This is a genomic window from Ruoffia sp. FAM 20857 (genome assembly GCF_045528645.1).
Taxonomy (GTDB): Bacteria; Bacillota; Bacilli; order Lactobacillales; family Aerococcaceae; genus Ruoffia; species Ruoffia halotolerans.
Map to the genome: position 1 here is coordinate 1 of NZ_JBGQRB010000005.1, position 14,411 is coordinate 14,411.

The 14,411-nt window shown below is 35.8% G+C and carries 12 protein-coding genes; 9 read left to right on the forward strand and 3 right to left on the reverse strand.

Annotation, left to right across the window (positions count from 1 at the left end; all coding sequences use genetic code 11):
• Positions 1-193 precede the first annotated feature (193 nt).
• The gene (locus tag ACEN4N_RS02025) at positions 194-4,075 is read left to right on the forward strand and encodes a SpaA isopeptide-forming pilin-related protein (protein WP_407093577.1); all 3,882 of its coding nucleotides are present in this window, start codon (positions 194-196) and stop codon (positions 4,073-4,075) included.
• A gap of 324 nt (positions 4,076-4,399) precedes the next feature.
• On the forward strand, positions 4,400-6,091 hold the full coding sequence (argS, locus tag ACEN4N_RS02030) for an arginine--tRNA ligase (RefSeq protein WP_197104133.1): 1,692 nt from the start codon (positions 4,400-4,402) through the stop codon (positions 6,089-6,091).
• Between the two features lie 53 nt (positions 6,092-6,144).
• On the opposite strand, the gene ACEN4N_RS02035 is transcribed toward argS, so the two are convergent.
• Both ACEN4N_RS02035 and ACEN4N_RS02040 read right to left on the reverse strand, forming a co-directional pair.
• Complete coding sequence (locus ACEN4N_RS02035; protein WP_197104132.1) at positions 6,145-6,471, reverse strand: branched-chain amino acid transporter permease; 327 nt, start codon at positions 6,469-6,471, stop codon at positions 6,145-6,147.
• Complete coding sequence (locus tag ACEN4N_RS02040; RefSeq protein WP_407093578.1) at positions 6,468-7,154, reverse strand: AzlC family ABC transporter permease; 687 nt, start codon at positions 7,152-7,154, stop codon at positions 6,468-6,470. The genes ACEN4N_RS02035 and ACEN4N_RS02040 overlap by 4 nt, the downstream gene beginning before the upstream one ends.
• Positions 7,155-7,303: 149 nt before the next feature.
• Here ACEN4N_RS02040 and ACEN4N_RS02045 point away from each other — a divergent pair, with 149 nt between their 5' ends.
• The 3 genes from ACEN4N_RS02045 to ACEN4N_RS02055 all read left to right on the forward strand — a co-directional run bounded on the left by ACEN4N_RS02045 (position 7,304) and on the right by ACEN4N_RS02055 (position 9,636).
• On the forward strand, positions 7,304-8,314 hold the full coding sequence (locus ACEN4N_RS02045) for an alpha/beta hydrolase (RefSeq protein WP_407093579.1): 1,011 nt from the start codon (positions 7,304-7,306) through the stop codon (positions 8,312-8,314).
• Between the two features lie 115 nt (positions 8,315-8,429).
• A complete protein-coding gene (locus tag ACEN4N_RS02050; protein ID WP_407093580.1) occupies positions 8,430-9,281 on the forward strand; it encodes a Cof-type HAD-IIB family hydrolase in 852 nt (283 codons plus the stop codon).
• A 19-nt stretch (positions 9,282-9,300) separates the two neighbouring features.
• Entirely contained in the window at positions 9,301-9,636 is a 336-nt protein-coding gene (locus ACEN4N_RS02055; RefSeq protein WP_138404338.1) for a hypothetical protein, read from the forward strand.
• 41 nt (positions 9,637-9,677) lie between these two features.
• Here the strand turns inward: ACEN4N_RS02055 and ACEN4N_RS02060 are convergent, their stop codons facing one another.
• The gene (locus ACEN4N_RS02060) at positions 9,678-10,700 is read right to left on the reverse strand and encodes a glycosyltransferase (protein ID WP_407089375.1); all 1,023 of its coding nucleotides are present in this window, start codon (positions 10,698-10,700) and stop codon (positions 9,678-9,680) included.
• 198 nt (positions 10,701-10,898) lie between these two features.
• Between ACEN4N_RS02060 and ACEN4N_RS02065 the strand changes: the two genes are divergently transcribed.
• The 4 genes from ACEN4N_RS02065 to ACEN4N_RS02080 all read left to right on the forward strand — a co-directional run bounded on the left by ACEN4N_RS02065 (position 10,899) and on the right by ACEN4N_RS02080 (position 14,391).
• Complete coding sequence (locus ACEN4N_RS02065) at positions 10,899-11,108, forward strand: CsbD family protein (RefSeq protein WP_407089377.1); 210 nt, start codon at positions 10,899-10,901, stop codon at positions 11,106-11,108.
• 171 nt (positions 11,109-11,279) lie between these two features.
• Positions 11,280-12,455, forward strand: coding sequence for a hypothetical protein (locus tag ACEN4N_RS02070; protein ID WP_407093581.1), 1,176 nt, complete (start codon positions 11,280-11,282; stop codon positions 12,453-12,455).
• 25 nt (positions 12,456-12,480) lie between these two features.
• Complete coding sequence (locus tag ACEN4N_RS02075; protein WP_407093582.1) at positions 12,481-13,671, forward strand: class I SAM-dependent rRNA methyltransferase; 1,191 nt, start codon at positions 12,481-12,483, stop codon at positions 13,669-13,671.
• 18 nt (positions 13,672-13,689) lie between these two features.
• Positions 13,690-14,391 (forward strand): ABC transporter ATP-binding protein, encoded by a 702-nt coding sequence (locus ACEN4N_RS02080; RefSeq protein WP_407089382.1) that lies wholly within the window; start codon positions 13,690-13,692, stop codon positions 14,389-14,391.
• Positions 14,392-14,411 lie beyond the last annotated feature (20 nt).

A 14,411-nucleotide genomic window follows, 5' to 3' on the forward strand; every position in this document is an offset into this window, starting at 1 on the left:
AGTCTGTAAGATATCTGTAGTAAGATTGTTCATAGGGAAGTCCTCTTTTCTGTGAATGTAGTGTGGTAACTCTATTCTACAGAAGGGGCTTCCTTTTTTCTATTTACACAAGATATTTTACACTCTCATATAAAAGTGCTTTATGGTAAACTTAATATATAGTTATTACAAATTTATTTAGGAGGTAAGAAAGATGAAGAAGATGAAGTATATAACAGCTTTATTTATGATTATGTCTTCTTTTGTGGGTCTGTTCGTAGGCTTACAACCCGTCAATGCACAGGAGAATGCGGTCACATCAGTCACTGTAGATGCTCAAGTGTACTTAGCAATGTATGGCGGTGAGCCGACGGAACAAACTCAAATCAGTTATGACATAATTCAAACTGATCCAGATACAGGTGAAGGGACACTCGTTTATAGTTATCGTTCTAATGAACCAAATACTGAACCATTGATGTTAACACCAGGTAATTATAAATTCAGATTGTATGATGCCGGTAATTTTCAACGTGACGGACAAGAATTAATTCCAGCACGCGTAGAACAAACCCATCCAACAACAACTGATCAAGATGTTCTAAAAGAATTAAGCCAAACTGGTGATCTAATACCATGGGGTGATGGTACTGTAGTATTAGATGTACCATTCGAGATAGAATTAGGAGATAACTTATTAAATGAAGCAACTAACCAATATGAGGCGGAATTAGTTGTCACGATAGCGGATCAGCAATCGATTGCAACACTTCCAGAGAATCCAGATGAACCGGACACACCAGGTGAAGAAGTACCTGAAGAAACGGGTACATTAATGGTACAAGTTATTGGTAGTGATGGCTCATTAGTAGCGAACACTGTGCTTAGTGTAAATGGTGAAGAGTTTACAACAAATGCGCAAGGTTTCCTTAAAGTTGACAATGTTCCAGCTGGAGAGGTCCAAGTAGAAGTACTTTCTGTACCCGAAGATTATTCTATTGAAGGTATCACGATGCCAGCTGAACCAATTACGGTAGTGAGTCAAGAAACGACGAACGTTAAAATATCTGTTGAACGCATTCCAGAAACTCCAGAAGCAAACACAGTAACTTTAACTGTTCTTGATGAAGAATCAGTGCCGGTTTCTAATGTTTCGATGACATTGAATGATAGTGAAATTTATACAGATGTTTACGGTCAAGCGGTATTCTCAGAAGTACCCGTAGGAGAAGCAACTTATACAATTAATAGTGTTCCTGAAGGATATAGCCTAGAACAAACGACAGGAACAGTTGTTGTTGATCCAACCACTCACACTGAAGCAACGATTACTTTATCAGCAGATGTCAATACAAATAACATTGAATTTGTGGTAACAAATGAAGCTTTTGACCCCATTAATGGGGTGGAAATTCAAATCGCTGACAGTGTTTATACTACAACTGAAACTGGCCGAGTGGAAACTGAAGCCTTACCAGTTGGCGGTTACTCTTATGATGTAATTTCAGCTCCAGAAGGATTTGAAATACCTGTATCAGGAAGTGTAAACGTAGTTGAATCTGCACCTACTGAAGAAGCAATTGCCTTACCAACATCAGTAGCTTATGGTTCATTATTAGTTAATGTTGTTGATGATGTACAGCAACCAATTAATGGTGCAGAACTTACATTAGGTGAGCAGACTGCAATCACAGATGGTAGCGGGCAAGTCGTATTTGAAGATTTAGAAGCAAATCAATCTTACGAATACTCTGTTACGGCTTTACCAGAAGGTTATGTCTTAGATGGAGAAGCTGAAGTAAGAACGATTACAATTAATCCAGACCAACAAGTTGAAGATACACTGGTCATTGCGCAAGCAGAACAGGTTGATAGTGCTGTATTTACAGTGGTTGATGAAGCTAGCCAACCCGTTGAAAATGTTGAAATTCAATTAGGGAATGAGACTGCCACAACAAACCCAAGTGGTGTAGCTGAATTTACTGACATTGGACCGGGTACTTATAACTATACGGTGACAAATTTACCAGAACAATATGAAACACCGGCGGAAGGTCAACTAGCAATTGTTGCCAATGAAGAAGCAACACAAGAAATTAATCTAAGTGAAGTTGAGCAATTTGGGAAAGTGACATTTAGTGTCGTGGATCAAAATAACGAACCAGTTGATGGCGCTCAAATCACACTGAATGATAATACTTATCCATCAAATTCAAACGGACAAGTGATTATCGAAGGATTAAATGCAGACCAAACATACAACTATACTTTAGCAAGCTTACCAGAAAATTATACTGGTCAAGTATCTGGGACAGTGATAATTGAAGCGAATAATAATATCGAAGAGACTGTTACTGTAGAAAGAGAACTTGCACCCGGACAATTAACGATTACAGTCATGGATCAAAGTGACCAAGCTGTGTCTGGTGCCCAAGTACAGTTAAATGAAGATCAAACAGAAACAACCAATGCCCAGGGTCAAGTTGTATTTGATGAACTGGTAGAAGGTACGTACGAATATATTATTAATGAATTACCAGAAAATTATGAACATAATATCGCTTCTCAAAGTGTTTATATCGCTGAAGGAGCAACAGAAGCTCGAACTCTACAAGTTCAACATAATGTCCAACCGGGAACAGTTATCTTTAATGTAACTGATCAAGATAATTCTCCAGTAGAAGGAGCGGTTATTTCAATCAATGACACAACGATTACAACGAATACAGAAGGAACGGCAACGATTTCGGATATTGAACCCAATACGTACACTTATTCAATCACAGAATTACCAGAAGGATATATTGGTAATGCAAGTGGAGAAGTGACAGTCAATGAATCAGAAATAACAACTGCAGCGATTAGCGTTGAAAGAGAAATCGAATTATCAACGGCTGATATTAAAGTAGTCGATCAAAACGGGGATGCTGTTGAAGGTGCTAGTCTTGCTTTTGGTGGCTTAACTGGAACAACGAACGCTGAAGGTATCGCTCATTTCGAAAGTCTAGAGCCTGGTCGTTATAATTATTCTGTAACAAGTACGCCCGATGGTTACTATAATAATTCAGAAGAACAAGCGACTGAAATTGAAGAAGGATCGGCTTTTGAAGCAGAGATAAGGATCGAAAAATTAACAGAGACTGGTTCAGTCACAATTCAAATTAGAGATAATAATAATCAACCTGTCGCAGGCGTTGAGATTAGAATCGATCACGAAACGTATACAACAGATAATAATGGAGAAGTGACAGTAGATAACTTAGAAGTTGGTTCATACCCATATGAAATTATCAATGTACCCGAAGGTTTTGAAATCGAAGAATTAACGGGTGAATTTGGGATTGTAGCGAATGAAACAATTACCGTTAGCCCAAGAGCCACTGCTCAAGAATCTTCAAGTTCTGAGGAGTCAAGCTCACAAGAATCAAGCTCTGAATCAACAAGCTCACAAGAATCAAATAGCGAGTCTTCTAGTCAGTCACAATCATCAAGTGTGATTGTTGATGAGTCGCAAAGCTTAACACCTGCTGAGCAAGCAAGTATTGATGAAGAAGCTTCACAAGCGACAAGACAATTTATTGATGCTGAAACAGGTATAGAAGTTTGGGTAAACCCACAAGACGCAATGAAAGTTTCAACCATTCACGTGGATACTTTAGATAGTGCAGCAACTTTAGAAAATGCAGATGCGGATATTTACACAATTACTTTATTGGATGAGAATAACGAAGCAGTTCAATTAACTCGAATTGCCGAGATTAAGATTCCAACACGTCCTGTTAATTCGCAATTACGAGTGGTTCGTGTAAACGATAGCAACAATTCAAACTTAACATTTGCATTACATAACCAAAGAATTACCTTCAGAACTCAACAATTAGGTACATTCGGTATTGTGTATAATGCAGAACAAGCGTCTATCTCACAAGAAGAATCTGTGGAAGTGACAGTCGAATCAAGTGTAGAAGAGAATGATGATGACCTACCAAATACCGGTGAAACGTCAACAAAAGGAATTTTATTCTTAGGCGTTTTAGTATTACTAAGTGGAGCATATTTAGTCTTTACTCGTAATAAATCAACAAATAAGCATTAAAGTGTAGACGAACATCATATATTTTGGTAGAATAATTGCGGTTTAGGAGACAGTTAACCCTTGAAAGAGAGTAGATAACTTATCTCTATACAGCAAGCTGGGATGTTGAGAGCCAGTCAGAGAGAGCTATCGAAGCGCACTTTCATCGTACAACTAGATACTCTAGTTCGGAGGAAACTTCGTTATCAATACGAGAGCATGAATGATAGTGATTCATGGAACTAGAGTGGTACCGCGTATAAGTTAACGCCTCTAGAGAGACATTTAATTATGTCTTTCTTGAGGTGTTTTATTTTGAGTTTTATTTTAGGAGGAATATAAACAATGGATATCAAACAAATATATGTAGATGCTTTAACACCAATTGTTGGTGAGCATTTAAGCAAAGAAGAAATTACTAAATTAATTGAAGTACCAAATAATACTGAGCATGGGGATTTAGCTTTCCCTGCTTTCGCATTAGCTAGAGTATTCCGTAAAGCGCCTCAACAAATTGCGAGTGATATCGCTGAGCAAATAAGTATGGATAACTTCGAGAGCGTTGAAGCTGTAGGTCCTTATATTAATGTCTTTCTTAAACGTGAAAATGTCGCTAACGAACTGGTTACACAAGTTCTAAATGAAGGCGAAGACTATGGAGATTTAAATATTGGTCACGGCGAAGCAATGACGATTGATATGTCATCACCTAATATTGCTAAACCAATGTCTATGGGACACTTAAGATCAACAGTTATCGGTAATTCAATCGCTAACTTAGCTGAGAAAACGGGTTACAACCCAATTCGTATTAACCACTTAGGTGACTGGGGTACTCAATTTGGTAAATTAATCGTTGCTTACGAAAAATGGGGCGATGAAGAACAAGTTAGAAAAGATCCTATCAATGAACTTGTTAAACTATATGTTGAGTTCCATGAAAGAGCAGAAGAAAATCCAGAATTAGATGACGAAGCCAGAGCGGTATTCAAACGATTAGAAGATGGCGATCAAGAAATGATCGAACTTTGGACTTGGTTCAAAGACGAATCATTAAAAGAATTCCAAAAAGTATATGATATGTTAAATATCGAATTCGACTCATACAATGGGGAAGCCTTCTATAATGATAAAATGCAAGCTGTTATCGAAGAATTAGAAAGTAAAAACATAACTAAAATTGACCAAGGTGCAACCATCGTTGACCTTGAAGAAGAAAACTTACCACCTGCCTTAATTAAAAAATCAGATGGTGCCACACTTTACGTGACGCGTGACTTAGCAGCAGCCATCTACCGTTACAACACTTATAACTTTGCTAAAAATGTTTATGTAGTTGGGAATGAACAAAGTGTTCACTTTAAACAACTAAAAGCTGTTTTAGACAAATTAGGTTATGAATGGTATAAAGATATGACTCACGTACCATTTGGTTTAATTACTTTAAACGGTAAGAAACTATCAACACGTAAAGGTAAAATTGTCTTACTAGAACAAGTATTGAATGATGCGATCACTTTAGCAACTGAACAAATCAATGAGAAAAATCCTGATTTAGCGAATAAAGAAGAAGTGGCTCATCAAGTCGGTGTTGGAGCGGTAGTATTCCACGATCTTAAAACAGACCGTATGAATAACTTTGACTTTAACTTAAAAGATATTGTTCAATTTGAAGGAGAAACAGGTCCTTATGTACAATATACTTACGCACGTTCAATGAGTATGATTCGTAAATACGACAAAGAAATTTCAAAAGACACAACTGTAAATCTTAACGATGCATACAGTTGGGAAGTTATTAAGAAAATCGCTGACTACTCACGTATCGTAGAAAATGCCATTGAACGCTTTGAACCTTCTTTAGTTGCTAAATATGTTATCCAATTAGCTCAACAATTCAATAAATACTATGCAAATGTGCGTATCTTAAACGATGATGACCAATTAGAATCACGTATGGCTTTAGTTAAAGCTGTTACGATTGTGATTAAAGACGCATTAAATCTCTTAGGTGTTGAAGCACCTGAAGAAATGTAATATAGAAAAGTAATAGACCTGACTTAGCCAAAACTAAGTCAGGTCTATTTTTGTTAAAAGATACTTTGTATAAGAAACATATAAATAACGGTTCCAACTAAAATACTTAAGATTGTATTTCGTTTCCAATAATGAATAATGACAATAGATAGAGAAGCAATCACTTCAGGGATAGCATAAGGATAAGTGAGGACAGGTGTATTTCTCAACGCGAATACAATAATCAAGCCCATGGCAGCAGTGGGTAATACAGAACCTAAATAAATAATTGCCTTAGGTGGTTGAGAACCGGCCGGAAAAATAATAAAAGTTATAAAACGGGTCAGCATCGTAAGACCCGCAATTATAGCAAATGTAATCCAAAGTTGGGTTTGTGTCATTGACGAGCCACCCCATTCTTATTAAAGCGGTATAAGAAGAAGCCAACGATAAATACCATCGCAGGAATCATAAAATTGTTTGCACCAAATAGTACTAAGCAAAGCAAACCAGATAAGATTCCAACAAGGGCAGGAACTTTACTAGAACTATTTAACCATTGATCAACAAAGATAGTAATAAATAGTGCAGTTAGAACAAAATCAATCCCTTCAAGATTAATTGTAATCATACTTCCTAAGAGGACGCCAATAACGGTTCCAGAAACCCAATACATTTGATTGAGTAAAGTAATGAAGAAATACACCCAATCTCGACTGAGATTTTCAGGAACATCAATAGAAACAAGCACCGAGAAAGTCTCATCAGTTAAACCAAAGATGGTATAGTATTTTTTTGAATCTAATTTACTAAACTTTGTAAGCATTGCAATACCGTAAAAGATATGTCTAGCACCTACCATCAACGTAAGTATTATTGCATTAATTGGATTAAAAGATGCTAAAAATACATCAATGGCAGCATATTGAATTGCACCTGAGTAAATAATCACACTCATTAAAATAGCAAATAATGGCGAGAAACCTTGACTCACAGCCAATAATCCAAAGGGTATCCCTAAAAAGATATAGCCCGCCATAATTGGGATAGTATGGGGGAACGCAAATTTAAATGCTTCTTTCATTAAAGTCCTCCTAAATTAAAAAAATTAGATATAGTCTAATTATTTTCTCATAAATAGTCAAATTAGTAAACATAATCATAAGATTTATCAATAAACAAACATTTTGATACAATAATAAGACAAGAACAAAATTCAAAGGAGGAGCATGGTTGCAGGAGAAAAATTCAACACTAAAAAAAATATCGATGGCAGGACTCACTGTTGCGGGAGGAATTCTATTAGCAACTAAACTGTTTCCTAAGTATAAAAATCAATCCCTATCAAGTTGGCTAATTGAACGAGGTCTATTTGTTTACGGAATGAAAGAAGAGCAGCGAAAGCTATTCGAACATCAAAACCGCATTGATGATTTCATCAAATGGAATACCAAACCACAAATTAAACCAGATATCATGGTAGGGCATAAAGTAGAAGAAAGCTATCATGGGCCCATGCAAGTTTTTTCATGGAATAAGAAAAAGGAAAAGCAACCCATAATATTTTACTTACATGGTGGTGGCTATGCCTTTCCGCCTTATCCAACTCACTACTTCTTCTTACGTTCAGTAGTGAAGAAGACGAATGCTCAAGTAATATTCCCACAATATTTAAAAACACCGAAATACTCTTATAAAGAGTCTGTTCCATATGTCTTAACATTATACAAGCAAATGCTTAAAGAGAATGTGAATGACAATCCAATTATCTTGATGGGGGATTCTTCTGGCGGAGGTATGGCTTTAGGTCTGGCAGATGCATTAAGGGAAGAAGGTATCCAGCAACCGGATGAAATCATCGCCTTATCACCGTGGCTAGATATTGCCAACGAGAATCCAGAAATTCCAGATTTAGAGCCATTGGATCCGATGATCAGTCAAATTGGCTTGAATTTAGCAAGTGAATATTGGGTAGGAAAAGATGGGCGTATCGATGATCCACTCGTGAGTCCAATGCTTATCAGTGGTCGTGATTTAGCACGTATTACGTTATTTGTTGGGACGCATGAAGTTTTTTATCCAGATATCCTTCAATTTGCGAACCGTTTAAAAGAAGATAATATTGAACACGATTTATATATTGCTGAGAAGATGAATCATATCTATCCCGTGTACCCGACGCCAGAAGGCGAAGAAGCACGACAAATCATTAGCGCGATCATTAATAAAACTCTAGAAAAATAAGAAGGTCAGCATTAGTTGGAAAGGTTTACAACGTTTTTAGAAGTAAATCTATTTAAAACCAGTGACTAAATATGATACTATTAATACGAAATGGACATCTTATAAGGAGTTTATAATGACTGTAAAATTAATTGTAATTGACTTAGATGAAACTCTGTTGAGAAAAGACAAAAGCTACGACGTCGAACGTTTTAATCACGCACTTCATACGCTGAAAGGCCGAGATGTATTGGTTTGTATAGCAACTGGGAACAGTTATCACAAAATTATTGACTACTTCTCGCAAGAAGATCAAAAAGATTTATACTTTGCTTGTGATAATGGGAATTTTATAGTAAAAAATAATGAAGAGTTATCAACAACGACTGTGGATAGAGAGACTCTCTATAAAATTGCATCCTTTGTTGATGAATTTGAAGGTTTCCACATTATGGTAAATACTGGAAATCAAGCCTACTTTAGAGAAACCGAAGGCGAAGCCTTTGAACACATTTCTCAATATAATAATGCTTTAGCCTATATTGAAAAGTTCGAAGATTTACCGGAAGGAGAAAAGCCTACTAAACTCGCGATTTATTCAACGCACTCACTTGATCGAAATAAAATAATGACGCGTATTTTGAAAGAACGTTTTCAAGACATTGATTCGGTAACGAGTGGTGACGGTTGGCTAGATGTATACTCAAAAGATGGCGGTAAAGGAAGTGCTGTAAGAAAATTACAGACAAAATACAATATTAAAAAAGAAGATACAATGGCATTTGGCGATAGCTTAAATGATGAAAGTATGATGAAAGAAGCCCATTACAATATCGCAATGGGCAATGCTGATCATGATTTATTGTTATCGACAACCTACCAAATTGGAACAAATGAAGATTCTTCTGTGATAAATTTACTAGAGGAACTTCTTTTAAATGATTCTATGGAATTTATGAATAAATACTTAATCCATAAGAAAAGATAGAAAGGTCTGTGGCAGCGAGTTGGCAAAAAAGAGAAGACAAAAAGGTAAAAAAACTGAGCAAGAAGACTTAGTAAAAGTAGATATATTCTACATTCCTGAAGCACAAGCTGAGATGTATCAAGTATTGCGCGATGCAATCGCAATGGATGTCGAAGAGATATTAGAAAGTACTTATCATCACGTGGATCGAGTGTTCGACGAAGATGAAGGTGAGGCGGTTGCTGCATTTGATGAAAATAACAATGAGCAAGCGCGTTTATATCTAAACCCGACAAACATCTCTCAAGGGCAAACAGCGAGAGATAAGGGGCAATTGGATAAATTCTTGGATACACATTTAATTAAGAAAGCATAAAAAACTGAAGTAAATGAACGGCACTAAGCCATTCATCTACTTCAGTTTTTTTCTTCCTCGAGTTTAATTTCGATGGCTTTTTGGTAGACGTCTTTTAATTGCTTTCCAATTTCTATGAGATTTCTCTCTTTAGCAACCTCATAGGCAGCTTCACCTAAGGGAGGTAAGTCATTTAATCTAAATTGTTCGATTAATCGTTCGAAATCATCAATGTCTTTTCCTTTATAGACATGTTTCTTGTCAATCAACCAATCGTCAAATACTGGGATATCTCTAACAATAAAGTTTGCTTTTGTTGCACAAGCCTCTAAGGCAGGAATCCCTTCAGTTTCTTCCATCGTTGGAAATAAGAACAAATCAGAACCTTGTAAACCAAGTATGATGGAATCATTAGGAACATAACCAGCGAATCTTAGATTTGGTAAGTCCGTTTGAATCGCTTGTTTAATATTGTCGGGCACAAGTTTTAGATCAGTATAACCAAACCAAATAAATTGAACATGTGGCATGCGCTTGGCCAATTCCACGAAATCCAGAATCCCTTTCCGTTCTAAATATAAGCCAATACCCATAACGATAAAGTCATCAGGTTCATAATTAAACTCTTCAAGAAACAGTTCTCTAGCATTATCTACGTGATTGAAACGGCGCAAATCAATCCCATTTGATACACTCACAATTTCTCGTCCGATATCATACGATTCAAGTAACTTTTTAGCATAAGGTGTAGGAGCGATGAGAATATCACCTTGACGATAAGCCTGAATCAACCATTGTTTAAACAATGGAGAGACTTGGTTTGAAAAGATGAATGAATTTCGAAAATCCTCCTCGGTTGAGTGAGCATGGTAAACGACAGGGATGCCACTATGCCCTAACTTATATGCGACATAATATGATTTTGGGAAATACGTATTAATATGAAGAAGATCAAACGTATCATTTATGTCAGTTGTATATTCTATATTATTTAAAGAAAGAGCTTCTTTCTGGTGTTGAATGGCTTTACCTAAGCCAGATTTATTAATTTGTTTCAAGTTTTCGCTATATAGTAATACTTTCATAATACACCCCTTTAACTAAATTTAGTTTAGAACATGAAAAGCTTTTTAGCAAGTATTACTGGCATCATTATTTTATTTCTTTCATAATCAAAATAATGATAGTCATAACCGGAGAAAAAGCCTATTAATTGACAATAGCACTGCTTTTTCAATAAAATATAAGAATAAAGAAATAATAAAAATTTGGAGGGGAAAAATATGTCAGAAGATAAAAAAGATCAAGTTGTAGGAAAAACAAAAGAAGTTACAGGTAAAGTAACTGGCGATAAAAAACGTGAAACAGAAGGAAAAGCACAAAAAAATAGCGGTAAAGCTAAAGAAGCCCTAGATGACGTTAAAGATACTGTCAAAGGTGCGGTAGACGGTGTGAAAGAAGCCTTCGATAACGACGATAAAGATAAAAGATAGTTAATCGTTTCTTTCGATTTAAATGCGTACATTTTTAGTCTCTAAAACTAAAAGTGTATGCTTTTTTTATGTAAGCGCAGTAGCTGTTAATAAAGAAAATAAAATTCATACTCAGTTCGAAATAATATGCTAATATATGAAGCGGAGTAAAAAGGTCAGGAGCGAATAATTATGCGTCAATTAAAGAAATTATTGTTATCTCTGAGTCTCATTTCATTAATTAATTTTCCAATACAGTTGGCTCAAGCATCTGAAGATGAAGAAATACAAGAGGAGCTTGTCATACGAGAAGAAGTTGATCAAGATTTTAAGCAAGTATTAGATAAATTAGAAGCATCAGATAATTATAAAATCGCTTTACGTTATATGAATGTTGACTCGAACAAATTACTAGCTGAAGGTGAGATTATTGCTGATTCTATAAGTGGGGATGCACGATTAACGTTTGATATTTATGAATATGGACAAGACGATACACAATCAATCTCAACTTATGACATCGTTTCTTATCGTGAATTTTCTTTAGCTTATATTAATACAATCAATTTATTAACGGACACAGGATTTTTTGAGCAAAGGTATTTTCCTAAAAATGTTCAAAACAAATTAAATGAATACAATGATTACTACATTGCGATTAATCAAGATGAATTAGGTTCGATTAATATGAATGAAGAATTAATCGATAATTTATTATACTTTCCAGATTTATCGCAAATAGAGGATATCTCTACTGATAATATCTATCAGTTAAATGATAGCACGATTATCGATATGGAAAGACTTGAGATTCCACGTGGATTCTATCAAAATGCAGGCAGTTTCAGTCTGGATTATAGATTAAATATGGATATTAACGAAAGTGATGATCGACACATTTCCTATGATGTCATTCCGAACCAACAATTTAATATCACTGAAAACTCACGAGGACTAACATTTCAGTCGACATTGTCTTCACAAATTACCGATGACTTAATATCATCGAGAAGATTGGATAATCGAGAGTTTCCAGCTGATTATCAGTGGGAAAGTAATATTAGTACAAATCACGTGACAGATAAATTAACCAAAGCAACTATTAGTATAAATCCTGAGGTAGGTAGTTATAACGCAACATTAACAGGTCTTTATGAACAATTTGTGCTGAATATATTCAGTAATAAAACAGCAGATATCGAATCTTTTAATTACCGTTTAGAACTAACCATGACACCATCAGAAGAAAAGATACCAGAAATAAACGAATTGAATAAAATGACAATGAGTGAATTTTCATACTTGATGGAATCAGTGTTAACCGCTGAGAATCAACGTTATGACAACGACACACAGTTATTAAATTAAAAGAGAAAGAAAAAGGGTGTTCAAAATGGCAGAATATAAATTAAGAGAACTTGCGACAAAGCGAATTAAACATGGTGGAAAATTAATTAAAGCGAAGGATTTCCAAAACGAAGATAAAGCAAAACACTTTATTGAAGGAGATGTCGTCATCTTAAATGATTTTGACAATCAATTCTTAGGGAAAATGTTAGTCGGACGCCAAAATAAAGGTGTTGGCTGGTTAATTACCACTTATCAAGATGAATACTGGAACGACAGTTTAGTCTATGATGCCTTAGAAGAAGCTTTTGAAGAACGCGAAGCATTCTTTAATAGTACCGAAACGACTGCTTTCCGTGTATTTAACGGTGAAGGGGACGGCATTGGTGGGGTGACCATTGATTGGTACGGCCACTACGTTCAAATTAATTGGTATTCTAAAGGAATTTATGAATACCGTCATTGGTTCTTTGAAGCAATAAAACAATTATTACCTGAAGTTAAGGGAGTTTATGAGACGCTCCGCTTCCAAACAGATGATTTAGAACCCATTCAACTAGTCAGTGGCGCCGAAGCACCGGATCCATTAGTCGTTAAAGAGAATAATCTTAACTATGCTGTGCATTTAGGTGAAAGTTGGATGACAGGAATCTTTTTAGACCAAAGAGACGTACGTGATTTTATTAAGACGCAAGCAAATGGGATGTCTGTATTGAATATCTTTAGTTATACCGGCGCTTTCTCAGTTGCGGCATCAGTTGGTGGAAGTGACCATACGGTAAGTGTTGATGTAGCCAACCGCAGTATGGAATTAACATCAGAACAATTTGCGTTAAATGATATCGAAGTTGAAGATTCTAAACATGAGATTCGTGTGATGGATGTCTTTAATTATTTAGATTACGCAACCAAAAATAACATTACATTTGATTTAATTGTTAGTGATCCGCCAAGCTTCGCGCGAACTAAAAAGAAGATGTTCAGAGTAGAAGAAGACTATTCAAACTTAGCAAAACAATTATTTAAATTAACAAATCCAAATGGGATGACGATATTAAGTACCAACCATAGTGGATATGCTCTAGAAGATTTCCGAGATGATATGGTTGCGGCAACGCAAGAGTTGAACGGAACTTATTATTTAATCCAACAATTCAGTCTTCCAGAAGATTTCCCAACAAGTCCAGATGAAGAAAGTAGGTACCTCAAGGTGTTGGTATTTTATCGCGAAAATTAGTAATAGAGGTGAGATTAGATGAGCTATATTGAGCTAATTGATGTAGTAAAAGAGTATAAAAGCGGTGAAGTTGTCACTCGCGCAAATGACGGTGTAACATTCACAATCGAATCCGGCGAATTTGCCGTAATATTAGGACCTTCAGGAGCTGGTAAATCCACAACGTTAAATATATTAGGTGGAATGGATAAAGCGACATCCGGTGAGGTTATTATTGCTGAAAAAAATATTAGTGATTATTCAGACAAAGAATTAACAACATTTCGTAGAAATAATATTGGCTTTGTCTTCCAAAACTATAATCTTGTACCTAATTTAACCGCAAAAGAAAATGTTGAGTTATCGATTCAAATATCTAATAGTGATGCAGATGTCATGGATGTCCTTAAGCAATGTGGTTTAGACCACCGAGCGGATAATTTTCCAGCTCAACTTTCAGGTGGAGAACAACAACGTGTATCCATTGCTCGCGCTATTGCCAGCAAACCAAAATTATTATTAGCCGATGAACCTACGGGTGCATTAGACTACGAGACAGGTAAGCAAATACTTAAATTATTGCAAGATACAAGCCGTAATACCGATACCACCATCGTTGTTATTACTCATAATACAACAATTTCAGAGATGGCAGATCGGGTAATAAAGATTAGAAACGGGAAAGTAGACGATATTGTTATAAATGATACGCCTCTAAAAGTAGATGAAATAAAATGGTAATTAGTATTAAGAAGGGGGGA